Below are 24,473 nucleotides of genomic sequence, written 5' to 3'. Positions count from 1 at the left end.
GACCCGGTTCGACCCGATCTTGACTCGTCTCGTCTCTGGGGGCCGGATGCCCGGACGTACCGCCGTCGCCGCCCTGGCCCTGGCCACCGCGCTGCTGCTCGCCGTCGCCGGCTGCGGCGAGCCCGACGCCCCCGAGCAGCGGGGCCCGGTCGGGCCGCCGGTCGCCAAGACGGGCTCGGCCGCGCAGCCCGGCGGCGGCTCGCCGTTCTGGGTGGACCCGGACAGCGAGGCGGCGCGCCAGGTGAAGCGGTACCGGGCGCAGGGCCGTACCGAGGACGCGAGGGTGCTGCGGCGGATCTCGGAGCGCCCGGTCGCCGACTGGCCGGCCCATGACGACCCCGTACCGGACATCGCCAAGGTCGTACGGGGCGCGAAGGCCGCCGGACGCACCGCGGTGCTCGTCGCGTACAACATCCCGCACCGCGACTGCGGCATGTACTCGGCGGGCGGCGCCCCGGACGCCGCCGCGTACCGGGAGTGGATCGACGCCTTCGCAGACGCGCTCGGCGACGCCCCCGCGCTGGTGGTCCTGGAGCCGGACGCCGTGCCGCACCTCGTGGACGGCTGCACCCCGGCCCAGTACCAGGACGAGCGCTACGCACTGCTCTCCGGCGCCGTCGAGCGGCTGAAGCGCCAGCCGAACACCCGGGTCTACCTGGACGCGGGCAACCCGGCGTGGATCAAGGACGCGGGCCGACTGGTCGAGCCGCTGCGCCGGGCGGGCGTGGCCCAGGCCGACGGCTTCGCGCTCAACGTCTCCAACTTCCAGACGAACGACGCCGTCCAGGGCTTCGGCGCCGAGCTGTCGGGGCGGCTCGGCGGCGCGCACTACACCGTCGACACCAGCCGCAACGGCCAGGGTCCGCTGCCCGGCGAGGGGGACGAGGCGTGGTGCAATCCGCCGGGCCGGGCGCTCGGCACGCCGCCGACCGTCCGGACCGGCGATCCGCTGGTGGACGCGTACCTGTGGATCAAGCGGCCCGGCGAGTCGGACGGCACCTGCCGGGGCGGCCCGGCCGCTGGCACCTGGTGGCCGGAGTACGCCCTGGGCCTGGCCCGCCGCGCGAGGACCTGACGCGCCGAGGCCCATGCATGAAGCGCTGACGCCGGAAAGAGCCGGTCAGTCCACGCGTACCCATTTCGCCTGCGACGGCGTCCCCTCCGCGTCCGTGACGAAGAGCATGTACCAGCCGGGCGGCACCAGCGTCCGGTCCAGGGGGGCCTCCACCGTGACCGAGTGCCCGGACTTCGTCAGGGCGAGGGCCACCGAGCGCTGCTCGACGTCCGTGGTGTGGGTGACCGCGCTGGGCCGCATCAGCCGGGCCGCGGTGATCCGGGCGGCGTCGGCGGTGCGGAAGGTGGCCCGGCCGTTCTGGTCGAGCTCCTGGGGACCGTCGCCGAGCGCCGGGCGCCGTCCGCCGCCGTGCAGGTACGGCGGGGTAAAAATCTCCACCCGCTGCTCGAAGGTGCCGAGCTTGGTGTTGTCGGCGTCGTCGAAGAGCGGGTCGGAGCCGAAGGTGGCGACCCGGCCGTCGGGCAGCAGCAGCGCCTCGGCGTGGTAGTTGCGGCCGACGGTGGGGTCGGCGGCGGCCCGCAGGGCGTTGTCCTTCGGCACGTAGAACTGGGCCTTGAGGATGTCGCTGCCGTTGCGGCCCCGGTACTGCTCGGAGCCGCCGGTGGTGAAGACGGTGTCGTCGGGCAGCAGGACGCTGCTGAGGTAGCGGGTGCCCTGCGGCAGCGCGGGGCCGTCGGCGAAGGCCGCGCCCGGCTTCGACAGGTCGATGATCGAGGTGCGGGCGGTGGACAGCGGCGACTCGCCGACCCCGCCGCCGCCGAGGACCATGAACTTCTGCGCCTGGACGGGCGGCAGCACCAGGGAGGCGGAGGTCTCCAGCTGGTCGGCGTCGGTGAGCCCCCGGAGCGTGGTGAAGGTGTTGGTCTTCAGGTCCCACAGCCCCGGCGCGCGGCCCTTGGTCGCCGGTCCGTAGCCGGCGTTGGAGCCGGTGTAGAGGAGCTTGCCGCCCTGGGTGAGGAAGAGCGCGGGGTAGGTCGGGAAGTAGCGGAAGGGGGCCTTGGCCCACTTCTTCGTCCTCGGGTCGTAGATCTCGTTGTCGCCGGGGACGACGTCGCCGATGTCGTCGAGCCCGGAGACGGCGAGCACCCGGCCGTCCTGGAGGGTGACCAGCGTCGGGTACCAGCGGGCTTCCTTCATCGGGGCGACGGGGACGTACCGCTCGGCCCTCGGGTCGAACTCGTAGGCCGCCTTGATGCCCTGGAAGTCCTGCTTCTCGGTGGTGAGCTTCTGGGCGAGGCCGTAGACGTTGTCGGCGTCCTTGCCCTTGAGGCCGACGACCTCGTACTGCGCGGCCTCGGTCGTCAGGCCCTGCGGGCCGGCCTCGCGCGCCTCCACGAAGACCCGCGCCTCGGCGGCGGTGACCTTGGTCTTCCAGGGCTTCACCCGGCCGCTCTCGAAGAACGAGATCTCGAACCTGCGCTTGGCCTTGGGCACGGTGACGTCGAACTTGGAGACGTACTCGACGCCCGACCCCGAGCGGAAGACGGTGCCCTTCTTCAGGGTGACGGCCTTGTCGGGGCTCTCGTTCTTGACCCGCATGCGGCCGCCGGCCTTCTTCACCTCGCCGTCGAGGATCTCGTAGCGCGCGGTGCCGCCGGCGACCAGCAGCCGGCCGTCGGGCAGCTGGGAGTGGCCCGCGCAGAAGAAGTCCTCGGGGGTGGGGATCTTCTTGAAGGTGTTCCTCGCCGGGTCCCACAGGATGGTCTCGAAGGTGCCGGAGTCGAACCTCTTCTGGTCGTTGCCGGACCCGGCGATCAGCAGCACCTTGCCGGTGTGCAGCAGGGCGGCGTGGATGGCGTTGACCCGGAAGCCCGGGGGCACGTCGAGCCCCTGCCAGGAGCCGTACTTCGCCTTGTAGCCGGGCTGGGCGATCTTGTAGGCGTGGTACTTCTCGGTGGCGAAGGAGACCGCGGCGGGAGCGTTGAGCCCGGCGAGGAGCAGTACCGCCCCGCCGCCGAGCAACTGTTTCTTGAGCCTGTCCGACGGCCGGTAGGCCATGTCTCAGTTCCCTCCGGTGGTCGTGGGCGCGGTGGCAGGGCCCGCCGGCGCGGCCGGGGCTCCGGCGCCGGGCAGGCCGAGGCCCTCCCGGACGTCGGCGCGGGCGCGGGCCCGGCTTCGGGCGCGGGCCTCGGCGCGCAGCCGCAGGGAGCGGCGCCGGCGGACGCTGCTCCAGGTCCAGACGGCGACCGGTGCGAGCGAGATGACCAGGGCGAGGACGGCCCAGGTGCGCATCGCCGCGTGGGTGTGGCCGTAGTGGACGGAGGCGAGCAGTGAGGCGACGAGGACGGCCGCCCAGTACAGGTGGATGCGGAAGGTGGACAGCCGGTCCGGGCTGGACTCGCCGCCCTTGGGGGTGACGACGAAACGCCCCCGGGTGCGCAGCAGCGCCGAGCCGAGCGACGTGAGGTAGATCGGTGCGGACAGCGCGGACATGATCATCCCGGCGAGGCCGCCGGAGCCCTGGGGTTCGTGCGGGGACACGTTGTGCCGCCGGTTCCACACGTAGAGGCCGATCTGCAGGGCGACGGCGTCGCTGTAGATCATCAGCCAGACGGTGGAGGAGACCTGGGTGCCGGAGGCGCCCAGCCAGAGGAACAGGACGCAGCTGAGGATGCCGAGGAACCAGTTGACGGCCGTCATCGGGTAGTAGACGAGCATCAGCGAGTAGTTGAGCAGCCGGCCCGGCGGGACCCGGAAGGGCGCCTTCCAGTACTGCTTGAAGAGGGTTTCGTAGGTGCCCCGGGACCAGCGGAGCTGCTGGGTGAAGAAGTCGGTCCACGAGGCCGGCCCCTCGCCGACGGCGAGCACGTCGGGGGTGTAGACGGAGCGCCAGTACCGGCCGGTGCGGGGGTTCTTGCGGCGGTGCAGTTCGAAGCCGGTGGCCATGTCCTCGGTGAGGGAGTCGTACAGTCCGCCGATCTGCTGGAGGGCGGCGATCCGGACGACGTTGTTGGTGCCGACGAACATGGGCGCGTGGTACCGGTTCCCGGCGCGCTGGATCAGCGCGTGGAAGAGGAACTGCTGGGACTCGGCGGCCTTGGTGACGGGGGCGGTGTAGTTGCCGTACACCTGCGGGCCGACGACGAAGGCGACGTCCGGGTCGCGGAAGTAGCCGAGCATCCGCTCCAGGAAACCGGGGAGCGGGACGTGGTCGGTGTCGACGGAGGCGAAGTACTCGTAGTGGTTCCCGTGCATCGCGAGCCAGGCGTTGTAGTTGCCGTGCTTGGTGCGGGCCTTGTGGACGCCCTTCTCGCGGTTCCACTCCGGGACGCCGGCGCGGGTGAAGTGGCGGACGCCGAGTTCGGCGCAGAGCGCCTTGGCCCTGGCGTCGTCGCCCTCGTCGAGCAGCCAGACGTCCAGCGGGCCGTCGTGCGCGATCCGTACGGCGCCCTCCAGGGTGGCCCGGACCATGCCGAGCGGCTCCTTGCCGGGCACGTACGTCGTCAGGAAGGCGACCCGGGTCCCCTGCTGCGGGCGTACCGGCACGGGGTCGCGGGCGACCATCGTGGCGTGGGCGACCGAGGTGACGTTGATCAGCATGAAGAGGCAGATCAGACCGATCGACACGAGCATCACCGTGTCGAGGGCGACGAGCCAGCGGGCCCCGCCCTCGCGGACGGTCCAGTGGCCGGGCCAGACGAGGTACACCAGCAGCAGCGCGGAGAGGACCGGCGCGAGGCTCATCAGGAGGACGGCTCGTATTCGGTGCGGCTCCTTCGACAGCAGGCTCCGGTACTGCACCCGGTAGCCCGGGCCGGCCGGCGGCTCGGTCAGCGGCCCGGCCAGCCGGCTGTAGGTGTCGTAGTCGTAGCCTTGCGGCCGCACGGTGCCTCCAGCTGTCGAGTGGGTCGACCGATACGCCAACGAAAGTGGAGATTTCGTGACGTGTCGACTGGAGGCGTCCGAGCGAGGGGTTTCACAGCGCGGAGGTTTGAGCGCGGCGCCGGAGCAGAGGGTCGCAGGGGTTTGAGCGCGGCGCTGGAGCAGAGAGTTCGACGCCGCGTCCGAAGCCGGACGCGGCGAGGTGAGGGCGCCTCAGGTCTGCGCGGCGCCGCGCCGGCGCAGCGTGTAGCGCACCGCCTTCTGGGCGACCGGCCCGAGCTCCTCCAGCGCGGTCATCAGCGTGCCGAGCTGTTCGAGGGCGCCGAGGGCGGCCTCGGCTCCGGCCTTGTCCACGCCCTCGTACAGCTCGAGGCCGACGAAGGAGGCGGCGACCGCGCGGGCGAGCCCGGCGGGGTCGGTGAAGGGGCCGATCGGGCTGTCGCCGAGGACCCGGACGAGCACCCTCTCGATTTCGGCGATCCAGAGTTCCAGCCCCGCCGCGGTGGCCGGGGCGAGCCGGGGGTGCGTCTGGGCGCCGGCGAGCAGCTGGCCCAGCACGGCGACATGGCCGGCGGCCTGCTCCTCGGCGTGGATCTGCCGGCCGACGGCGAGCAGTTCGGTGAGGCTGCGGACCTCCTGGAGCCGGTCGCGGTAGCGGGCGACGCGCTGCTCGGAGCCGTACCGGCAGGCGGCGGCGAGGAGTTCGTCGACGGAGCCGAAGTGGTAGAAGACCAGGGCCTGGTTGACCCCGGCGGCCGCGGCGACGGACCGCGCCGACGTCTTGGCGATGCCCTGCTCGGTCAGCGTCTTCAACGCCCCTTCGAGCAGTTTCTCCTTGGTCTCGCGGCTCACACCCGCACCTCCTCGCGCACGGGGCGCAGCCCGGCGCGCACCCCGTGGGAGCGTACGTCGTGGTACGCGGCGGTGAACGAGCCCTCGTAGCCGAACAGCGGCCCGGCGTACCGGTTGACGACCCGCACGCGGATCCGGAACCGGCCGGCGGCCTCGTCGTACGACTCTCTCACCTCGGCCTCGCCGCCGATGAGTTCGGGCACCCGGACGTCCAGCGGGCCCTCGCGGAAGCGGTGTTCGCCGGAGCGGATGAGCAGCGAGCCGTCCGGCTCGGCGGACAGGTGCAGATCGCTGGCGAGGTGCTGGTGGGTGCCGAGGTAGTCGAGCACACAGTCGCGTTCGGGGCTGTGGATCATCGTGGCGTCGAAGCGGCGCGGCCCGCCGGGCAGTGCGAAGGTGCGCACGAAGGTGACGGTCTCGCGGCCGTACGAGTCGGCGTACGGCACGTTCTCGATGGTGAAGGGGACGTTCCGGCCGGTGCGCGGCACGAGGATGTTGCGCACCCCGCCGAGCGCGAGGAACGGCTTGACGAAGGCGGGGCCGTGCCAGATCCGGTCCATGACGCCCCGGCCGGTGCAGGCCTCGCCGCTGTCGAGGCCGACGGAGAAGCGGCGCTGGAGCTGCGGGTGCAGCCGGCCGAACTCGGCGTCGCCCATGGCGGTCCGGAAGATCGAGGTCATCGGTGCTCCAGGGTGGCGAGCAGCCGCGGCGCGGCCGTCTTGGGCGGCGGGGTCCGCAGGCAGCGCCGGGCGGCGGGCGTGCGGGAGGAGGGCGGTACGAGGACGGCGGCGGCGAGCCCGGGGAGCAGCGCCCAGGGGTGGACGGCGGCGCAGAGCACGACGGCCAGGGCGCGCACGGCGAGTTCGAGCTGCCAGTACGTACGGGACCGCTCGGGCGTGATCCCGTCCTCGCACCAGAGCCGCAGCCGGTCGAAGGACCAGGCGGTCGCCCAGCCCATCAGCGGCCGGAACAGCAGCCGGTCGGCCGCGGCCCCGAACCGTCCCCACCGGGGCCGGTAGTCGTACCCGGTGAGAAACCGGACCCCGCCGTCCCCCGGCACGTACCGCCAGTACCCGCTGCCCTCCGCGAGCAGCGAGAGCGGATGCGGCGAGGCGAACCGCAGCGCGGACACCCGGTCGCCGCCGGCCCGGTGGCGCTCCCCCGCGGAGACACCGGTGCCGGCGACGGCCAGGAAGGGCAGGACTCGGGTGGCGTAGCGGAACCGCTGCGGCTCGTCGGCGACGCGCGGCAGGTAGTCGATCTCGGTGAACCGCAGATCCCACCGCTGGTGCTCGGCCGGCTCCTGGGTCCGCTCCCAGAGCGTCTCCATGCCGGCGCGGATGTGCGTCTCGATATAGAGCCCCATGGCCCTCTTCCCCCTTGTCCCGCCTGGCCCCAGCCCACTTGAGCGACTGCTCAAAGCGACTGCTCAACGGGAAGGTAGCCGACTTTGAGCACTCGCTCAACCGCAGGGCACGAAAAAGCCCCCGGTCCAGCAGGACCGGGGGCTCTTTCGGATCGCGCAGCGGGCGTCAGCCGTCGGCGAGGTGTCGTTCGACCGTGTCGACCTTGGAGGTCAGGCCGTCGGTGACACCCGGACGGATGTCGGCCTTGAGGACGACGGAGACGCGCGGGGCGCGGGCCTCGACGGCCGCGACGGCGCGCTTGACGACGTCCATGACCTCGTCCCACTCCCCCTCGACCGAGGTGAACATCGCGTCCGTGCGGTTCGGCAGGCCGGACTCGCGGACCACGCGGACGGCGTCGGCGACGTACTCGCCGACGTCCTCGCCCACGCCGAGCGGCGTGACGGAGAAGGCGACGATCATGCCTCGACCACGCTCTCCTTGCGGGCGCGGGAGGCGATCACGGCGTTCTCGGCCTCACGCTTCAGCTTGCGGTCGGCGAAGAAGCCGCCGAACGGCACCACGGAGAGGACGAAGTACAGCGCGGCGGTCTTGAAGCTCCACTTGGTGCGGTTCCAGGCGTCCAGCCAGAACAGCACGTACAGGATGAAGAGAATGCCGTGGATCGCGCCCATCACCGGCACCGCGTTGAACTCGGTGGTGCGCTTGAGCACCGAGCAGACCAGCAGCAGCAGGAACGAGACGGCCTCGGGCGCGGAGACGAGCCGGAGACGGTGGAGGGAGGAGGCGGTCTTGATGTCCACGGGGGCACCTTCGTTTGATCTTGTGAATGGATGCACAAGGGCCCGTTCATTGTGACAGCCGACTTTGCCCTTCCTTTAGCCGGGGCCCGCACCCGGGGACGCCCCCGGGACTTCTCGGGGTCGGGATCGTTCCGGGGGCCCTGTTCGGATGTCCGAGTCGCCCAGTACCGTCCTCCCGTGGCTACGTTCCGACTCCAAGGCAGCAAAGTGCTCGCCATCGACATGACAGGCGACGCCGTCAAGGCGAAGAACGGCTCGATGGTCGCCTACGACGGCCAGATGGCGTTCAAGAAGATGTCCGGCGGCGGCGAGGGCCTGCGCGGCATGGTGACCCGCCGGCTGACCGGCGAGCAGATGGAGGTCATGGAGGTGCGGGGCCAGGGCACGTGCTGGTTCGCGGACCGGGCCTCCGAGATCAGCCTGGTGAACCTGCACGGCGACAAGCTGTGGGTCGAGGCCAGCAACCTGCTCTGCACCGACGCCGGACTGCGCACCGGCACCTCGTTCACCGGCCTGCGCGGCGGCGCGACCGGCAACGGGCTCTTCACCACCACCGTGGAGGGCACCGGCCAGGCCGCGATCATGTCCGACGGCCCGGCCGTCGTGCTCCGCGTGTCCCGCGACTACCCGCTCTCGGTGGACCCGGGCGCGTACGTGGCGCACCAGGGCAACCTCCAGCAGAGCTTCCAGTCCGGCGTGACCTTCCGCACGTTCCTCGGCGAGGGCGGCGGCGAGGCCTTCCAGATCCGCTTCGAGGGCGACGGTCTCGTGTACGTGCAGCCCAGCGAGCGGAACACGATCGGGGGCGACGTCTGATGCCGTTCCGCGAGGTCAACTCGAAGATGGTCGAGGCCACCCTCGTCCCCGGACAGCGCATGTTCAGCCAGCGCGGGGCGATGCTGGCCTACCGGGGCGAGGTCGCTTTCACGCCGAACATCAGCGGCGGCCAGGGCGGCGTGATGTCGATGATCGGCCGCCGGGTGGCGGGCGAGGCGACGCCGCTGATGACCGTGGAGGGCAGCGGCACCGTGATGTTCGGGCACGGCGGCCACCACATCCAGGTGGTCCGGCTGACCGGCGACACCCTGTACGTGGAGGCCGACCGACTGCTCGCCTTCGACGGCGCGCTGCAGCAGGGCACGATGTTCATGGGGTCGCAGGGCGGCGTGATGGGCATGGTGCGCGGCCAGGTCACCGGCCAGGGCCTGTTCACCACGACCCTCAAGGGCCACGGCGAGGTCGCCGTGATGGCCCACGGCGGCGTGATCGAGCTGCCGATCACCCCGAACCGTCCGGTCCACGTGGACCCGCAGGCGTACGTCGCCCACTCCGGCGACGTGCGCAACAAGCTCTCCACCGCGCTCGGCTGGCGCGACATGGTGGGCCGCGGCTCCGGCGAGGCGTTCCAGCTGGAACTGAGCGGCAGCGGCACGGTGTACGTCCAGGCCTCGGAGGAGAAGCTGTGAGCGCCCCCGTCATCTTCGACCCGCACACCCTGCCCGTCGACGACAACGTCAACGCGTACACCTTCTGCGTGGAGCTCAAGGGCTCCCAGTGGTTCCTGCAGAAGGGCAAGATGATCGCCTACTACGGGCGGATCGAGTTCAACGGCATCGGCCACGGCCGGCTCGACCGGCTGGTGCGGACGTCGTTCCACTCGCCGCTGCACGCCGGCGACTGGGTGGTGGCCGAGGGCCAGGGCAAGATGCTGCTCGCGGACCGCGCCTTCGACGTGAACTCGTTCGACCTGGACAACGGCAATCTGACGATCCGGTCGGGGAACCTGCTGGCCTACCAGCCCACCCTGGCGCTGAAGCAGTCGATCGTGCCCGGGTTCGTGACGCTCATCGGGACCGGCAAGTTCGTCGCCGCCTCGAACGGGCCGGTGGTGTTCATGGAGCCGCCGCTGCGGGTGGATCCGCAGGCGCTGGTCGGCTGGGCGGACTGCCCCTCGCCCTGCCACCACTACGACCACGGCTACATGACCGGCGTGATGGGCGGCGTACGGGCGCTGACCGGGCTCGGCGGGGTCTCCGGCGAGGAGCACCAGTTCGAGTTCGTGGGTGCGGGTACGGTGCTCCTGCAGTCGACCGAGACACTGTTGCCGGAGCAGGCGACGGGCCACACACCGAACCAGCCGGGAGTTCCCGGACAGCACGGTTCCGGCCATTCTCCGCAGGGCGCACCGGGGGGCGTACCGCGCCTTCCCGGACAGCTGGGGGACCTCCAGCGTCGCTTCGGGCTGTGAGCGGTAGTCTGCGGAGTGTGACGCCCCTCGAACGTTTTCGAACGTGCGCGCCGGGAGCGGGGGCCCGGGTGCCCGGCGTCACACTCCGACAGTTCGTCCAGTATTCAACTTCTTAGGTAGAATCCATACATGGAGACCGAGACGGCCGTCCGCTGGCTCACCGACGCGGAACAGTGTGCCTGGCGCACGTACCTGGACGTCAACAGAATGCTGACGTACCAGATGGAGAAGGATCTGCAGCCCTTCGGGCTGACCAACAACGACTACGAGATCCTGGTCAATCTCTCCGAGGCGCCCGACCACCGCCTGCGCATGAGCGACCTCGCCGGCGCCACCCTGCAGTCGAAGAGCCGGCTCTCGCACCAGATCACCCGCATGGAGAACGCGGGACTGGTCCGCCGGGAGAACTGCGAGTCGGACCGGCGCGGGCTGTACGCCGTGCTCACCGACCAGGGCATGGAGACCATGCGCAAGGTCGCCCCGCACCACGTGGAGTCGGTGCGCAAGCACTTCATCGACCTGCTGACCTCCGCGGCGCTGACGGACCTGCACGAGTCCCTCAAGCCCGTCGCCGAACAGCTGCGCGGAGTCCGCGGCAAGCCGTAGCCCCGCGGCCGCGGCCGACACGTACGAAGAGCCCCTGTGCCGGTGCACAGGGGCTCTTCGTGTGTCCGTACGGGCCGTCAGTTGCCCGTCAGGCCCGCCACCAGCTCGTCCGCCGCCGCGTACGGGTCCAGCTCGCCGGCCACGATCCGCTGCGCCAGCGCGTCGAGGCGGCGGTCGCCGTGCAGGTCGCCGATCCGCTCCCGCAGCGCGGTGACCGCGATCGTCTCGACCTCGGTGGCCGCCCGGCGGGCCCGCCGCTCGGTGAGCACGCCGTGCTCCTCCATCCAGGCGCGGTGCTTCTCCAGCGCCTCGACCAGCTCGTCCACGCCCTCGGCGCGGGCCGCGACCGTCTTGACGATCGGCGGGCGCCAGTCGCCCAGACCGCGCGCCTCGCCGAGGCCCAGCATGTGGTTCAGCTCCCGGGCCGTCGCGTCCGCGCCGTCCCGGTCCGCCTTGTTGACCACGTACACGTCGCCGATCTCCAGGATGCCCGCCTTCGCGGCCTGGATGCCGTCGCCCATGCCCGGGGCCAGCAGGACCACGCTGGTGTCGGCCTGGGAGGCGATCTCCACCTCCGACTGGCCGACGCCGACGGTCTCCACCAGGATCACGTCGCAGCCCGCCGCGTCGAGGACGCGGATGGCCTGCGGCGCCGCCCAGGCGAGCCCGCCGAGGTGGCCGCGGGTCGCCATGGAGCGGATGTAGACCCCGGGGTCGGAGGCGTGCTCCGACATCCGGACCCGGTCGCCGAGCAGCGCGCCGCCGCTGAACGGGGACGACGGGTCGACGGCGAGGACGCCGACCCGCCTGCCCGCCTTGCGGTACGCGGTGACCAGCGCCGACGTCGACGTGGACTTGCCGACGCCGGGCGAGCCGGTCAGGCCGACCACGTACGCGCCGCCGGTGAGCGGCGCCAGCGTGGCCATCACCTCGCGCAGCTGCGGGGACGCCCCCTCCACGAGCGAGATCAGCCGGGCCACGGCGCGCGGCCGGCCCTCCCGTGCCTGGGCGACCAGTGCGGGGACGTCCACCATGTGCTCGCTGCTCCTTACGTGACAGGCGTGAGGGTTACTTGCCCGGGACGCGGACGATCAGCGCGTCGCCCTGACCGCCGCCGCCGCACAGCGCGGCCGCGCCGACGCCGCCGCCGCGACGCTTGAGCTCCAGCGCCAGGTGCAGCACCACACGGGCGCCGGACATGCCGATCGGGTGACCCAACGCGATGGCGCCGCCGTTGACGTTCACCTTTTCCGGGGTGACGCCGAGGTCCTTCATGGACTGGACGGCGACGGCCGCGAAGGCCTCGTTGATCTCGATGAGGTCGAGGTCCTCGACGCCCAGGCCCTCCTTCTTCAGGGCGTGCTGGATCGCGTTGGACGGCTGCGACTGCAGCGAGTTGTCCGGGCCCGCGACGTTGCCGTGGGCGCCGATCTCGGCGATCCACTCCAGGCCCAGCTCCTCGGCCTTCGCCTTGCTCATCACGACGACCGCGGCAGCGCCGTCGGAGATCTGCGAGGAGGTGCCGGCGGTGATGGTGCCGTCCTTGGCGAACGCCGGGCGCAGCTTGCCGAGCGACTCGGCGGTGGTCTCGGCGCGAACGCCCTCGTCATTCGAGAAGACGACCGGCTCGCCCTTGCGCTGCGGGATCTCGATCGGGGTGATCTCGGCCTCGAAGATGCCGTTCTTCTGCGCGGCGGCGGCGCGCTGGTGCGACAGCGCGGCGATCTCGTCCTGCTCGGGGCGGAGGATGCCGAGGCGGGTGTTGTGCTTCTCGGTGGACTCGCCCATGGCGACGTTCTCGAAGGCGTCGGTCAGACCGTCGTACGCCATCGCGTCGAGCATCTCGATCGCGCCGTACTTGTAGCCCTCGCGGGACTTCGGCAGCAGGTGCGGCGCGTTGGTCATGGACTCCTGGCCGCCGGCCACCACGATGTCGAACTCGCCGGCGCGGATCAGCTGGTCGGCCAGCGCGATGGCGTCCAGGCCGGAGAGACACACCTTGTTGATGGTGAGCGCCGGGACGTTCATCGGGATGCCCGCCTTGACGGCGGCCTGGCGGGCCGGGATCTGGCCGGCGCCGGCCTGCAGCACCTGGCCCATGATCACGTACTGGACCTGGTCGCCGCCGATGCCGGCGCGGTCGAGGGCGGCCTTGATGGCGAAGCCGCCGAGGTCCGCGCCCGAGAAGGACTTGAGGGAGCCGAGCAGGCGTCCCATGGGCGTGCGGGCGCCCGCGACGATCACTGACGTGGTACCGGTCGTTCCAGACATGAGGCACAGCCCCTTGGGATGAGAGGTGAACGAGGGTTTACCGCCACAGTACTGAGCGGTACCGGGCACGGTCACCGGCGAGCCGGTGTGACGGCGCGCACGTTGCGTAACCAGTGCTCAGGCGCTGCACTGGAGAAATGCTGACGCGTATCGACCACATCGGGATCGCCTGCTTCGACCTCGACAAGACTGTCGAGTTCTACCGTGCCACGTACGGTTTCGAGGTCTTCCACACGGAGGTCAACGAGGAGCAGGGCGTCCGCGAGGCCATGCTCAAGATCAATGAGACCTCCGACGGCGGCGCCTCGTACCTCCAGCTCCTGGAGCCCACCCGCGAGGACTCCACCGTCGCGAAGTGGCTGGCCAAGAACGGCGAGGGCGTGCACCACATCGCCTTCGGCACGGCCGACGTGGACGGGGCCGCCGCGGACATCCGGGGCAAGGGCGTACGGGTCCTCTACGACGAGCCGCGCATCGGCTCGATGGGGTCCCGGATCACCTTCCTGCACCCCAAGGACTGCCACGGCGTCCTCACGGAACTCGTCACCTCGGCCGAGCCCGGCTCGGCGGAGCACTGACCTCCGGATTCCTGGCCCGGTAGAGTGGGCGGCTCCGGGCCGGGGCCGGTCGGGGCCGCGCGCAGTGCGCGGCCGTCGAAGTCGGGGTATCCGATCTGCCACCATTCCCGGGGGGCGGCCGTTCGCCGGCGAACACCGCTCCTGAGACATCGCGACCAGGGTTGGGGTATCCCCTGCTCGAAGAGCTCGGGGAAGGATGGGACCGCGCAGTGCGGGGCTACGAACGCCAGGAGAGCCACCGGGCTGAAGACGACCATCTCTCGCGGTTCGAAGCCGAGATGGAGCGGCTGAAGACCGAGCGGGAGAAGGCCGTCCAGCATGCCGAGGACCTCGGGTACCAGGTCGAGGTGCTGCGCGCCAAGCTGCACGAGGCGCGCCGCACCATCGCGTCCCGGCCCTCCTCGTACGACAGCGCCGACCTCGGCTACCAGGCCGAGCAGATGCTGCGGACCGCCCAGATGCAGGCCGACCAGCTGCGCGTCGACGCCGAGCGGGAGCTGCGCGAGGCCCGCGCCCAGACCCAGCGCATCCTCCAGGAGCACGCCGAGCACCAGGCCCGGCTCCAGGCCGAACTGCACGCCGAGGCCGTGCAGCGCCGGCAGCGGCTCGACCAGGAGCTGAACGAGCGCCGGCAGACCGTCGAGGCGCACGTCAACGAGAACGTCGCCTGGGCCGAGCAGCTGCGCGCCCGCACCGAGTCCCAGGCCCGCCGGCTGATGGAGGAGTCCCGCGCCGAGGCCGAGCAGTCGCTCGGCGCCGCCCGCGCGGAGGCCGCCCGGCTCGCCGAGGAGGCCCGCCACCGGCTCACCACCGACGCGGAGAGCGCGCGGGCCGAGGCCGAGGCGCTGCTGCTGCGCGCCCGCAAGGACGCCGAACGGCTGCTCAACGCCGCCTCCACGCAGGCCCAGGAGGCCACCAGCCACGCCGAGCAGCTGCGCTCGTCCACCACCGTGGAGACCGACGCCGCCCGCCAGCAGGCCACCGAACTGTCCCGTACGGCGGAGACGCGGCTGCAGGAGGCCGAGGTACGGCTGCGCGAGGCGCGCGTCGAGGCCGAGCAGACCGTCTCCGAGGCGAAGGACGCGGCGGCCAAGCAGCTGGCGTCCGCCGAGTCCACCAACGAGCAGCGCACCCGTACGGCCAAGGCGGAGATCGCCCGGCTGGTCGGCGAGGCCACCAAGGAGGCGGAGGCCCTCAAGGCCGAGGCCGAGGAGAAGCTCCGCGAGGCGACCGCCGAGGCCGACAAGGTCGTCGCGGAGGCGGCGGAGAACGCCCGTACGACCGCCGCCGAGGACTCCGCCGCCCAGCTCGCCAAGGCCGCCCGCAACGCCGAGGAGGTGCTCACCAAGGCGTCCGAGGACGCCCGGGAGACCACCCGCAAGGCGTCCGAGGAGGCGGAGCGGATCCGCCGCGAGGCCGAGTCCGAGGCGGACCGGCTGCGCGCCCAGGCCGAGGAGCAGGCCGACGAGCTGCTCGGCTCGGCGAAGGACGACACCAAGGATTACCGCGCCAAGACGGTCGAGCTGCAGGAGGAGGCGCGCCGGCTGCGCGGCGAGGCCGAGCAGCTGCGGGCCGAGGCGATCGCCGAGGGCGAGAAGATCCGCGGCGAGGCCCGGCGCGAGGGCGTGCAGCAGATCGAGGAGTCGGCGAAGACCGCCGAGGAGCTGCTGACCAAGGCGAAGGCGGACGCGGACGAGCTGCGCACCGGCGCGGCCGCGGAGAGCGAGCGGGTCAAGACCGAGGCGGTCGAGCGCGCCCAGACGCTGCGCACCCAGGCCGAGGAGACCCTGGAGCGCACCCGCGCCGAGGCGGACCGGCTGCGCGCCGAGGCCGAGGAGCAGGCCGAGTCGGTGAAGGCGGCGGCCGAGCGGGACGCGGCCGGCACGCGCGAGGAGGCCGCACGGGCCGCCGCGGCGCGGCGCGCCGAGGCGGCGGACGAGCTGACCCGGCTGCACTCCGAGGCCGAGACCCGCGTGGAGAACGCCGAGCGGGAGCTGAGCGAGGCCCGCACGGAGAGCGAGCGGATCCGCCGTGAGGCGGCCGAGGAGACCGAACGGCAGCGCGCCGAGGCGGCGGAGCGCATCGGCACGCTGCAGGCGCAGGCCGAGCAGGAGGCCGAACGGCTGCGCACCGAGGCCGCCTCGGACGCCTCGGCCTCGCGCGCCGAGGCCGAGAACGCCGCGGTGCGGCTGCGGACGGAGGCGTCCGCGGAGGCGGAGCGGCTCAAGTCCGAGGCGCAGGAGACCGCGGACCGGGTGCGCGCCGAGGCGGGCTCCGCGGCCGAGCGGGTCGCGGCGGAGGCCGCGGAGGCGCTGTCCGCGGCGCAGGAGGAGGCCAACCGGCGGCGCCGGGAGGCCGAGGAGACGCTGACGTCGGCCCGTACCGAGGCGGACGGCGAGCGGGCCCAGGCCCGGGAGCAGAGCGAGGAGTTGCTGGCCTCCGCCCGCAAGCGGGTGGAGGAGGCGCAGACCGAGGCGCACCGGCTGGTCGAGGAGGCCGACGCGCGGGCGACCGAGACCGTCGGCGCCGCCGAGCAGACCGCGCAGGAGGTGCGGGACTCGGTCTCCGGGCTGCGCGAGCAGGCCGAGGAGGAGATCTCCGGGCTGCGCAGCGCCGCCGAGCACGCCGCGGAGCGCACGAAGACCGAGGCGCAGGAGGAGGCGGACCGGGTCCGCTCCGACGCGTACGCGGAGCGGGAGCGGGCCACCGAGGACGCGAACCGGGTCCGGGAGCGCGCCTCGGAGGAGGCGGAGGCCGCGAAGTCGCTGGCCGAGCGGACGGTCGCGGACGCGATCGCCGAGGCGGACCGGCTGAAGACGGAGACCGCTGAGTACGCCCAGCGGATCCGCACCGAGGCGTCGGAGTCGCTGGCGCAGGCCGAGCAGGACGCGGCGCGCACCCGGGCGGAGGCCCGGGAGGACGCCAACCGGATCCGGTCGGAGGCGAGCGAGCTGCTGTCGGCGGCGCGGGCCGAGGGCGAGCAGCTCGCCGACGAGGCGCGGCAGGCCGCGGACCAGCGGCGCGCGGACGCGGCGGAGCAGGCGGACCGGCTGGTCGGCGAGGCGACGGCGGAGGCCGAGCGGATCCTCGCGGAGGCGGCGGAGCTCCAGTCCACGACGGAGCAGGACGCGCAGCGGCTGCGGGCCGAGGCCGAGCAGGTCAAGCGGGACGGCGAGGCGCACGCCGAGGCGCTGCGGGTGGCCGCGCTGGCCGATGCGGAGCAGGTCCTCGACGAGGCCCGGCAGACGGCGGACAAGCGGCGCGCGGACGCCGCCGAGCAGGCCGACCAGCTCGTCGCCGAGGCGACGGGCGAGGCCGAGCGGATGGCCGTGGAGGCCGCGGACGAGGCGGAGCGGCTGCGGGCCGAAGCCGCCGAGACGGTGGGCCAGGCGCAGCAGGCGGCGGAGCGGATCCGCGTCGAGGCGGAGCGGGTGAAGGCGGACGCGGAGGCGGCCGCCGAGCAGCTGCGTTCCGAGGCGCGGGCGGAGGCGGACCGTACGCTCGACGAGGCCCGGGAGGCCGGCGCCAAGAAGCGTTCGGACGCGGCCGAGCAGGCGGACCAGCTCATGGCGAAGGCCCAGGAGGAGGCGCTGCGCGCCACCACCGAGGCGGAGACGCAGGCGGACACGATGGTCGGCGCGGCCCGCAAGGAGGCCGACCGGATCGTCGGGGAGGCGACCGTCGAGGGCAACTCGCTGGTGGAGAAGGCCCGTGCGGACGCGGACGAGCTGCTGGTCGGGGCGCGCAGCGACGCGACGGCCATAAGGGAGCGCGGCGAGGAGCTGCGGGTCCGGGTCGAGGGCGAGATCGAGGAGCTGCACGAGCGGGCGCGGCGCGAGACGGCCGAGCAGATGAAGACGGCCGGCGAGCGCGTCGACAAGCTGGTCAAGGCGGCGACCGAGCAGCGCGAGGACGCGGACAGGAAGGCCAAGGACCTGGTCTCCGACGCGACTTCGGAGGCGAGCAAGGTCCGGATCGCCGCGGTCAGGAAGGCCGAGGCGCTGCTCAAGGAGGCCGAGCAGAAGAAGGCCTCGCTCGTCGCCGAGGCGGAGCGGATCAAGGCGGAGGCGGAGCGCGAGTCGGAGAAGATGATCTCCGAGGGGCAGCGCGAGCTGGATGTGCTGGTGCGCCGGCGCGAGGACATCCAGGCCGAGATCTCCCGTGTCCAGGACGTGTTGGAGGCGTTGGAGTCTTTCGAGGCTCCGTCCACGGGTTCGAAGGATGGAGTCAAGGCGGGCGCCTCCGCGGGAGCCACACGTTCGAGTGGCAAGCCCTCCGAGGGCTAGCCACTCAAAAGGCTGGACATTCTCCAGATCAAACGGGCATACGCTCGATGACACGCCGCTTCGACCCCTAGGATTCCCCCTAACACCTCACCGGTCTCATTCGACAGGAACCCCATGAGCGACACTTCCTCCCCCTTCGGCTTCGAGCTCGTGCGGCGTGGTTACGACCGCGGTCAGGTGGACGACCGCATTACCAAGCTCGTCGCCGACCGTGACAGTGCTCTGGCCCGGATCACCTCTCTCGAGAAGCGCATCGAGGAGCTGCACCTCGAGACGCAGAACGCCCAGGCGCAGGTCACCGACGCCGAGCCGTCCTACGCCGGCCTCGGCGCCCGCGTCGAGAAGATCCTCCGTCTCGCCGAGGAGGAGGCGAAGGACCTGCGCGAGGAGGCCCGTCGCGCCGCCGAGCAGCACCGCGAGCTCGCCGAGTCGGCCGCCCAGCAGGTGCGCAACGACGCCGAGTCGTTCGCTTCCGAGCGCAAGGCGAAGGCCGAGGACGAGGGCGTCCGGATCGTCGAGAAGGCGCAGGGCGAGGCCAACAACCTGCGCGCCGAGGCGCAGAAGGACGCGCAGTCCAAGCGCGAGGAGGCGGACGCCCTCTTCGAGGAGACCCGCGCCAAGGCCGCCCAGGCCGCCGCGGACTTCGAGACCAACCTGGCCAAGCGCCGCGAGCAGTCCGAGCGCGACCTGGCGTCCCGTCAGGCCAAGGCCGAGAAGCGCCTCGCGGAGATCGAGCACCGCGCCGAGCAGCTGCGCCTGGAGGCCGAGAAGCTGCGTACGGACGCGGAGCGCCGCGCCCGCCAGACGGTGGAGACCGCGCAGCGTCAGGCCGAGGACATCGTGGCCGACGCCAACGCCAAGGCGGACCGGATCCGCAGCGAATCCGAGCGCGAGCTCGCCGCGCTGACGAACCGCCGCGACTCCATCAACGCCCAGCTGACCAACGTCCGCGAGATGCTGGCCACGCTGACCGGCGCGGCGGTGGCCGCGGCCGGTTCCCCGGCGGACGACGAGCCGGTGACCCGCGGCGTCCCGGCGCAGCAGTCCCGGTAACCCCGCGCCTGCGGAACAGATCGGCGAGGAACCCTCCGTCACTGCGGTGGCGGGGGGTTTTTCGCGCCCTTAGTTTGGTACGCATGATCGAGCTCGAGGGGCTGACGAAGCGGTTCGGGGCGAAGACGGCGGTCGACGATCTCTCCTTCCGGGTGCGGCCCGGCATGATCACCGGGTTCCTGGGGCCGAACGGTGCGGGCAAGTCGACGACGATGCGGATGGTGCTCGATCTGGACAACCCGACGAGCGGGACGGTCCGGATCGACGGGCGGCACTACCGGGAGCTCGAGGAGCCGCTGAAGTACATCGGGGCGCTCCTTGACGCGAAGGCGATGCACGGCGGGCGCAACGCGTACAACAACCTGCTCTGTCTGGCCCAGGCGAACCGGATCCCGGCGAGCCGGGTCGGCGAGGTGCTCGATCTGGTGGGTCTGACGGCGGTGGCGCGGAAGAAGGTGAAAGGTTTCTCGCTGGGCATGGGTCAGCGGCTGGGAATCGCCTCTGCACTGCTCGGCGATCCGGAGATCCTGATGTTCGACGAACCGGTCAATGGTCTGGACCCCGAGGGAATTCACTGGATCCGCAATCTGATGAAGGCGCTGGCCGCGGAAGGCCGGACGATCTTCGTTTCCAGCCATCTGATGAGTGAAATGGCGCTGACCGCGGATCACTTGATCGTGATCGGGCAGGGGCGGCTGCTTGCGGACACCTCGATGGCGGATTTCATTCGGCAGAATTCCCGGAGTTACGTACGGCTGCGCTCTCCACAGCACGAGCGGCTGATCGAGGTGCTGCGGGAGAACGGCTTCCAGCCGGTGGTGGCCGGCGGCGGCACGCTCGAGGTGGACGGGACGACCACGGAGAAGCTCGGCGAGCTGGCGGCGGCGCACCATCTGGTGCTGCACGAGCTGAGCGCCCAGCAGGCCTCCCTGGAGGAGGCGTTCATGCAGATGACGGCGGCGGCGGTGGAGTACCACGCGCACGGCACGGTCGCGCACGGCGGCGGAGACCAGCCGCCCGCGGCGCCGGGTCCGCACTGGGGCCAGAACTACAAGGGGGCCTGAACGATGGCATCGGTACCCGCGGTCCTGCAGTCCGAGTGGACCAAGATCCGTACGGTCTCCTCGACGATCTGGACGCTGGCGAGCGCGCTCGTGGTGACGGTGGCGATGGGCGCGGCGCTGTCCGCGCTGCTCAACTCGACCTTCGACGACCTCTCGGTCGCCGAGCAGGCGACCTTCGACCCGACGTTCGTGAGCTTCTCCGGGATGGTCCTCGGGCAGCTGGCGATGGTGGTGTTCGGGGTGCTGGTGGTGGGCACGGAGTACTCCTCCGGCATGATCCGCACCTCGCTGGCCGCGGTGCCGCAGCGGGCCACGTTCATGTTCAGCAAGGTCGCCGTGGCGGCGCTGCTCGCCCTGGTCGTGGGCATGGCGACGAGCTTCCTGACCTTCTTCCTGGGCCAGGCCCTGCTGGGCGAGCACCGGACCACGATCGGCGCGGACAACGTGCTGCGGGCCGTGATCGGCGGCGGCCTGTACATGGGGCTGATCGCGGCGTTCTCGATGGGCGTGGCGATGATGCTCCGCTCGTCGATGCTGTCGCTGGGCATCCTGGTGCCGTTCTTCTTCCTGGTCTCCCAGATCCTGTCCGCGGTGCCGAAGGCCAAGGAGGTGGCCCGGTACTTCCCGGACCAGGCCGGCTCCAAGATCATGCAGGTGCTGCCGAACGCACTGGACCAGGAGGAGGCCCCGTACGGCCCCTGGGCCGGCCTCGGCATCATGGTGCTCTGGGTGGCGGCGGCGCTGGCCGGGGGCTGGCTGGTGCTGCGCAAGCGGGACGCGTAGGCGCGACGCGTAGCCCTCAGGCCCCGGTGGTGGAGCCGGGGCGGACGATCATGAGGACGACGACGACCGCCCACAGCAGGTTGAAGATCCCGGTGGTCATGTGGAGCCGCTTGACGAGCCCGGAGCGGCGGTCGGCGCCGGCGTCCCGGTCGTCGAGGAGCCGCTCCTGCCCGGGGAGGATCACGGCCAGGAGCAGGACGGCGGCGGCGATCGTGAGGACGATCGAGGCGAGCAGCCAGGCGTCGGTGAGGACGCCCATCTGCCCGGCCGTGGCGATCCCGAAGACGGGCACGGCGACCCCGACGTACGTGTAGCCGCGGCAGATCCGGTGCAGGATCCCGGCCGTCCCGTCACCGCCGCCGGCCGGGGCGGCCGCGCCGTACCGCGGGAACATCGAGGCGGCGACGGCGACCGGGCCGATGGCGAGGATCGCGGCGAGGACGTGGAGCGAGAGCAGCAGCTTGGTCACGGGGGGTCCCTTGCGTCACGGATAGATTGGCTGCCAATCCAAATGGGCCACCCAGAGACCTATCACGCGGACCCTCCGCTTGGGTAGGCTGCCTGACCATGAAGACGGATGCGGTACGCGGGCATCTCGACGGACTGCTGCTGTCCGTCCTGGAAGCGGGCCCGCTGCACGGCTACGCGATCATCACCGCGGTGCACGAGCGCAGCGACGGCGTGCTCGAGCTGCGCAAGGGCACCATCTACCCGGCTCTCAACCGCCTGGAGCGGCTGGGGCTGCTGCGCAGCACCTGGCAGTCGGAGGGCGAGCGCAAGCGGCGCTGCTACGAGCTCACCGACGCCGGCCGCCGCGGCCTGGACGAGGAGCGCACCACCTGGCGCGCCTTCACGGCGGCGATCGGCGCGGTCCTGGAGCCGCCGCGCGCCCCGGGCCACGCGACATGAGGCCGGCCGGGAACGCCCTCCTGGACGCCCACCTGGCCGAACTGGCGTCCGCCCTGCACGGCCCGGCGAGGGCCAAGGCCCGGCTCCTCGGCGAACTGCGCGAGGGCCTGGAGGACGCGGTCCGGGACCAGTCCCCGGGCACGGCCCGGGACGAGGCGACCCGGGCGGCGATCCGGGACTTCGGCACGCCGTCGGAACTCGCCCCCGGCTTCCAGCGCGAGCTGACGGTCGCCCAGGCCCGCCGGACCGCCCGCGCGGTGCTGCTGCTGGTCCCGCTGCTGTTCCTGTGCCGGTACGCGGCCGAGCTCGCCGCCGGGCACGCGGCACGGCTGGTCTTCGTCCCACTGGCGGGCGTGGCGGCGCTCACGGCCCTGGCCGCCGCGGTCCTGCTGGCCGCCACCGGACCGCTCTCCCGCCATGTGCCCGTACCCGACCGGCTGCCGCTCCTGGTCGCCTGGACGGGCACCACGGCGGCCACGGCCCTGGCCCTGAGCGCCCTGGCCCTCACCCTGGCCGCCGCCCTCACGGCGAACTGGCCCCTGGCCGCGGCCGCCGCGGGACTCATGGCCGTCTGCCACGCCCATCTGGCCGCCGCCTCCCGGGCCTGCCGCCGCTGCGCACACCTCCCCACGGGTCCGTGACGGACCGCTTCCGCTTTTCCGGCTCCATGGAACCGTCCAGGCGGCGATAGGCTCCTCACTCGTACGGGGGCCTTGGGCCGAGGGCCACTGCCCCGACACCGACCTGAGCTGTCGATGGGGCTGGAGAATGATCGAGGCAGTCGGCCTGACCAAGCGCTACGGCGCCAAGACCGCCGTGGACGACCTGTCCTTCCAGGTACGGCCCGGCGCCGTCACCGGCTTCCTGGGGCCCAACGGCTCCGGCAAGTCGACGACCATGCGCATGATCCTCGGGCTCGACGCGCCCACCGCCGGGCGGGTCACCATCGGCGGCCACCCCTACCGGGAGCTGCCCAACGCGCCCCGGCAGGTCGGGGCGCTGCTCGACGCCAAGGCCGTGCACGGCGGGCGCAGCGCGCGGAACCACCTGCTGTCGCTGGCCCAGCTGGCCGGGATCCCGCCGCAGCGGGTCGACGAGGTGCTCGGCGTCGTCGGCCTGCAGGACGTGGCGCGGCAGCGGTCCAAGGGCTACTCGCTGGGCATGGGCCAGCGGCTCGGCATCGCGGCCGCGCTGCTCGGCGACCCGCAGGTGCTGCTCTTCGACGAGCCGGTCAACGGGCTCGACCCGGAGGGCATCCTCTGGGTGCGGAACCTGATGAAGAAGCTGGCCGCCGAGGGGCGGACGGTGTTCGTGTCCAGTCACCTCATGAGCGAGATGGCGCTGACCGCCGACCATCTGATCGTGATCGGCCGCGGCCGGCTGCTCGCCGACATGAGCGTGCCGGAGTTCATCGCCGCCAACTCCGCCGACTTCGCCCGCGTCCGCACCCCGCAGGACGCCCCGGAGCAGCGCGAGAAGCTGGCCGCCGCGCTCGCCGAGGCGGGCGGCCGGGTGCTCTCCGAGCGGGACGGCGCGCTGCGGGTGACCGGGCTGCCGCTGCCCCGGATCAGCGACCTCGCGCACGAGGCGGACGTACGGCTGTGGGAGCTGTCGCCGCACCAGGCGTCACTGGAGGAGGCGTACATGCGGCTGACGCAGAGCGCCGTCGACTACCGCTCCACCGAGGACCAGCTCGCCGGGCTCCAGCCGCCGCAGCCGGCGTACGGCCACACCGCCGCGCCGGACCCGGTGGTCCCCGACGTGCCGGTGGAGGGCTGGTACGCCCCGCCGCCGCCCGGAGCGCAGCCGTACCCGACCGAGACCCCGACCCACCAGGACCGGCAGCAGCCGGCCGAGCGGCCCGAGGACGCCCGATGACCACTCCCCCGGCGCAGCAGGCCAGCTCGCACGCCCCCGGCTCGTACGCGCCCGACGCGTACGCCCCCGACGCGTACGTCTCCCCCATCCCGGTCCGCCGGGCCCATCTCGGCGACGCGCTCGCCTCGGAGTGGACCAAGATCCGCTCCGTGCGCTCCACCCTGTGGACGCTCGGCGTGCTGGTGCTGCTGATGGTCTCGATCGGCCTCGGCGTCGCCGTTCTGGTCGCGGCCAGCGGTGTGGGCTCCGAGAGCGACCCCGCCCTCGGGCTGGGCTTCTTCGGCATCCTGCCGGGATCGATCTGCGTGATCACCCTCGGCGTGCTGACCATCGCCTCCGAGTACGGCACCGGCATGATCCGCACCACGCTGACCGCCTGCCCCAGCCGCGGCCGGGTGCTGGCCGCCAAGTCGATCGTCTTCTTCCTGCTGGTCTTCGCCATCACCACCGTGACCGCGACGCTGGTCGCCCTCGCCCAGTACGCGATGGTGGGCGGGCCCGTGCCGAGCGCCGGAGCGTGGCTGCGCGCCTCCGTCGGGGTCGGGCTCTACGTCGCCCTGCTCGGGCTGCTCTCGCTGGCGGTCGGCGCGATCATCCGGCACTCGGCCGGCGCGATCACGATCATGATCGGGGTGCTGCTGCTGCCGCTGGTGGCGGGGCTGTTCATGTTCACGGAGTCCCTGAGGGGCCTTCAGGAGGCGCTGTTCATGTACGCCGTGCCCTCGCAGATGATCGCGCTGTACGCCGACGTCCCGCCGTTCGGCGCCGGCGGGCCGTCCGGCTGGGAGCCGGTGCTGATCCTGTTCGGCGTCACCGGCCTCGCCCTCGGCGCCGCGTACGCGGCGATGCGCGCACAGGACGTCTGACGCCGTCGACGT

General features: G+C 72.2%; 24 protein-coding genes. 14 read left to right on the top strand and 10 right to left on the bottom strand.

What is annotated here, in order from left to right; genetic code table 11:
* The first annotated feature begins 46 nt into the window (after positions 1 to 46).
* Complete coding sequence (locus tag ACGFMM_RS05515) at positions 47 to 1,075, top strand: glycoside hydrolase family 6 protein (protein ID WP_393643388.1); 1,029 nt, start codon at positions 47 to 49, stop codon at positions 1,073 to 1,075.
* 45 nt (positions 1,076 to 1,120) lie between these two features.
* Here ACGFMM_RS05515 and ACGFMM_RS05510 read toward each other — a convergent pair whose 3' ends face one another.
* The 7 genes from ACGFMM_RS05510 to ACGFMM_RS05480 all read right to left on the bottom strand — a co-directional run bounded on the left by ACGFMM_RS05510 (position 1,121) and on the right by ACGFMM_RS05480 (position 7,919).
* On the bottom strand, positions 1,121 to 3,073 hold the full coding sequence (locus ACGFMM_RS05510; RefSeq protein WP_393643386.1) for a galactose oxidase-like domain-containing protein: 1,953 nt from the start codon (positions 3,071 to 3,073) through the stop codon (positions 1,121 to 1,123).
* A 3-nt stretch (positions 3,074 to 3,076) separates the two neighbouring features.
* The gene (locus ACGFMM_RS05505; protein ID WP_393643384.1) at positions 3,077 to 4,900 is read right to left on the bottom strand and encodes a glycosyltransferase family 2 protein; all 1,824 of its coding nucleotides are present in this window, start codon (positions 4,898 to 4,900) and stop codon (positions 3,077 to 3,079) included.
* A 210-nt stretch (positions 4,901 to 5,110) separates the two neighbouring features.
* Positions 5,111 to 5,749 carry a TetR/AcrR family transcriptional regulator gene (locus tag ACGFMM_RS05500; protein ID WP_393643382.1) on the bottom strand — a complete coding sequence of 213 codons (639 nt, stop codon included), beginning with the start codon at positions 5,747 to 5,749 and terminating at the stop codon, positions 5,111 to 5,113.
* Positions 5,746 to 6,429 carry a DUF4166 domain-containing protein gene (locus tag ACGFMM_RS05495; protein ID WP_393643381.1) on the bottom strand — a complete coding sequence of 228 codons (684 nt, stop codon included), beginning with the start codon at positions 6,427 to 6,429 and terminating at the stop codon, positions 5,746 to 5,748. The genes ACGFMM_RS05500 and ACGFMM_RS05495 overlap by 4 nt, the downstream gene beginning before the upstream one ends.
* Positions 6,426 to 7,115, bottom strand: coding sequence for a hypothetical protein (locus ACGFMM_RS05490; RefSeq protein WP_393643379.1), 690 nt, complete (start codon positions 7,113 to 7,115; stop codon positions 6,426 to 6,428). The genes ACGFMM_RS05495 and ACGFMM_RS05490 overlap by 4 nt, the downstream gene beginning before the upstream one ends.
* Before the next feature lie 166 nt (positions 7,116 to 7,281).
* A complete protein-coding gene (locus ACGFMM_RS05485) occupies positions 7,282 to 7,578 on the bottom strand; it encodes an MTH1187 family thiamine-binding protein (protein WP_393643377.1) in 297 nt (98 codons plus the stop codon).
* Positions 7,575 to 7,919: a DUF3817 domain-containing protein gene (locus tag ACGFMM_RS05480; protein WP_393643375.1), complete on the bottom strand. Its 345-nt coding sequence runs from the start codon at positions 7,917 to 7,919 to the stop codon at positions 7,575 to 7,577. The genes ACGFMM_RS05485 and ACGFMM_RS05480 overlap by 4 nt, the downstream gene beginning before the upstream one ends.
* A gap of 177 nt (positions 7,920 to 8,096) precedes the next feature.
* Here ACGFMM_RS05480 and ACGFMM_RS05475 point away from each other — a divergent pair, with 177 nt between their 5' ends.
* The 4 genes from ACGFMM_RS05475 (at position 8,097) to ACGFMM_RS05460 (ending at position 10,773) form a co-directional block, all read left to right on the top strand.
* Positions 8,097 to 8,735, top strand: coding sequence for an AIM24 family protein (locus tag ACGFMM_RS05475; protein ID WP_393643374.1), 639 nt, complete (start codon positions 8,097 to 8,099; stop codon positions 8,733 to 8,735).
* Complete coding sequence (locus tag ACGFMM_RS05470) at positions 8,735 to 9,385, top strand: AIM24 family protein (RefSeq protein WP_393643372.1); 651 nt, start codon at positions 8,735 to 8,737, stop codon at positions 9,383 to 9,385. Before ACGFMM_RS05475 ends, ACGFMM_RS05470 begins: the two co-directional genes overlap by 1 nt.
* Positions 9,382 to 10,167: an AIM24 family protein gene (locus ACGFMM_RS05465; protein WP_393643370.1), complete on the top strand. Its 786-nt coding sequence runs from the start codon at positions 9,382 to 9,384 to the stop codon at positions 10,165 to 10,167. Before ACGFMM_RS05470 ends, ACGFMM_RS05465 begins: the two co-directional genes overlap by 4 nt.
* A gap of 129 nt (positions 10,168 to 10,296) precedes the next feature.
* Positions 10,297 to 10,773 carry a MarR family winged helix-turn-helix transcriptional regulator gene (locus ACGFMM_RS05460; protein ID WP_393643369.1) on the top strand — a complete coding sequence of 159 codons (477 nt, stop codon included), beginning with the start codon at positions 10,297 to 10,299 and terminating at the stop codon, positions 10,771 to 10,773.
* Between the two features lie 77 nt (positions 10,774 to 10,850).
* Here the strand turns inward: ACGFMM_RS05460 and meaB are convergent, their stop codons facing one another.
* Together meaB and ACGFMM_RS05450 are read right to left on the bottom strand one after the other, a co-directional pair.
* Positions 10,851 to 11,807 carry a methylmalonyl Co-A mutase-associated GTPase MeaB gene (gene meaB, locus ACGFMM_RS05455; protein WP_393643367.1) on the bottom strand — a complete coding sequence of 319 codons (957 nt, stop codon included), beginning with the start codon at positions 11,805 to 11,807 and terminating at the stop codon, positions 10,851 to 10,853.
* Between the two features lie 34 nt (positions 11,808 to 11,841).
* On the bottom strand, positions 11,842 to 13,044 hold the full coding sequence (locus tag ACGFMM_RS05450; RefSeq protein WP_393643365.1) for an acetyl-CoA C-acetyltransferase: 1,203 nt from the start codon (positions 13,042 to 13,044) through the stop codon (positions 11,842 to 11,844).
* 137 nt (positions 13,045 to 13,181) lie between these two features.
* Here ACGFMM_RS05450 and mce point away from each other — a divergent pair, with 137 nt between their 5' ends.
* From mce to ACGFMM_RS05425, 5 genes are all read left to right on the top strand, one after another.
* The gene (gene mce, locus ACGFMM_RS05445; protein WP_393643363.1) at positions 13,182 to 13,622 is read left to right on the top strand and encodes a methylmalonyl-CoA epimerase; all 441 of its coding nucleotides are present in this window, start codon (positions 13,182 to 13,184) and stop codon (positions 13,620 to 13,622) included.
* 209 nt (positions 13,623 to 13,831) lie between these two features.
* Positions 13,832 to 17,908: a polarized growth protein Scy gene (scy, locus tag ACGFMM_RS05440; RefSeq protein ID WP_393643361.1), complete on the top strand. Its 4,077-nt coding sequence runs from the start codon at positions 13,832 to 13,834 to the stop codon at positions 17,906 to 17,908.
* A 114-nt stretch (positions 17,909 to 18,022) separates the two neighbouring features.
* Complete coding sequence (locus ACGFMM_RS05435) at positions 18,023 to 18,961, top strand: cellulose-binding protein (RefSeq protein ID WP_393643360.1); 939 nt, start codon at positions 18,023 to 18,025, stop codon at positions 18,959 to 18,961.
* 83 nt (positions 18,962 to 19,044) lie between these two features.
* The gene (locus tag ACGFMM_RS05430; protein ID WP_393643358.1) at positions 19,045 to 20,025 is read left to right on the top strand and encodes an ABC transporter ATP-binding protein; all 981 of its coding nucleotides are present in this window, start codon (positions 19,045 to 19,047) and stop codon (positions 20,023 to 20,025) included.
* A gap of 3 nt (positions 20,026 to 20,028) precedes the next feature.
* Positions 20,029 to 20,808 carry an ABC transporter permease gene (locus ACGFMM_RS05425; protein WP_393643356.1) on the top strand — a complete coding sequence of 260 codons (780 nt, stop codon included), beginning with the start codon at positions 20,029 to 20,031 and terminating at the stop codon, positions 20,806 to 20,808.
* Positions 20,809 to 20,824: 16 nt separating this feature from the next.
* On the opposite strand, the gene ACGFMM_RS05420 is transcribed toward ACGFMM_RS05425, so the two are convergent.
* Entirely contained in the window at positions 20,825 to 21,277 is a 453-nt protein-coding gene (locus ACGFMM_RS05420; RefSeq protein ID WP_393643354.1) for a hypothetical protein, read from the bottom strand.
* Between the two features lie 98 nt (positions 21,278 to 21,375).
* Between ACGFMM_RS05420 and ACGFMM_RS05415 the strand changes: the two genes are divergently transcribed.
* The 4 genes from ACGFMM_RS05415 (at position 21,376) to ACGFMM_RS05400 (ending at position 24,461) form a co-directional block, all read left to right on the top strand.
* Positions 21,376 to 21,717 (top strand): helix-turn-helix transcriptional regulator, encoded by a 342-nt coding sequence (locus tag ACGFMM_RS05415; RefSeq protein ID WP_393643352.1) that lies wholly within the window; start codon positions 21,376 to 21,378, stop codon positions 21,715 to 21,717.
* The gene (locus tag ACGFMM_RS05410) at positions 21,714 to 22,358 is read left to right on the top strand and encodes a permease prefix domain 1-containing protein (protein ID WP_393643351.1); all 645 of its coding nucleotides are present in this window, start codon (positions 21,714 to 21,716) and stop codon (positions 22,356 to 22,358) included. The genes ACGFMM_RS05415 and ACGFMM_RS05410 overlap by 4 nt, the downstream gene beginning before the upstream one ends.
* A 127-nt stretch (positions 22,359 to 22,485) precedes the next feature.
* On the top strand, positions 22,486 to 23,595 hold the full coding sequence (locus tag ACGFMM_RS05405; RefSeq protein WP_393643349.1) for an ABC transporter ATP-binding protein: 1,110 nt from the start codon (positions 22,486 to 22,488) through the stop codon (positions 23,593 to 23,595).
* Positions 23,592 to 24,461 (top strand): ABC transporter permease, encoded by an 870-nt coding sequence (locus ACGFMM_RS05400; RefSeq protein WP_393643347.1) that lies wholly within the window; start codon positions 23,592 to 23,594, stop codon positions 24,459 to 24,461. The genes ACGFMM_RS05405 and ACGFMM_RS05400 overlap by 4 nt, the downstream gene beginning before the upstream one ends.
* Positions 24,462 to 24,473: the final 12 nt, after the last annotated feature.

This window comes from Streptomyces sp. NPDC048604, assembly GCF_043199435.1.
Classification (GTDB): Bacteria; Actinomycetota; Actinomycetes; order Streptomycetales; family Streptomycetaceae; genus Streptomyces.
Note: the sequence above shows the minus strand (reverse complement) of the source record. Positions and strands in the feature narration are given on the sequence as shown.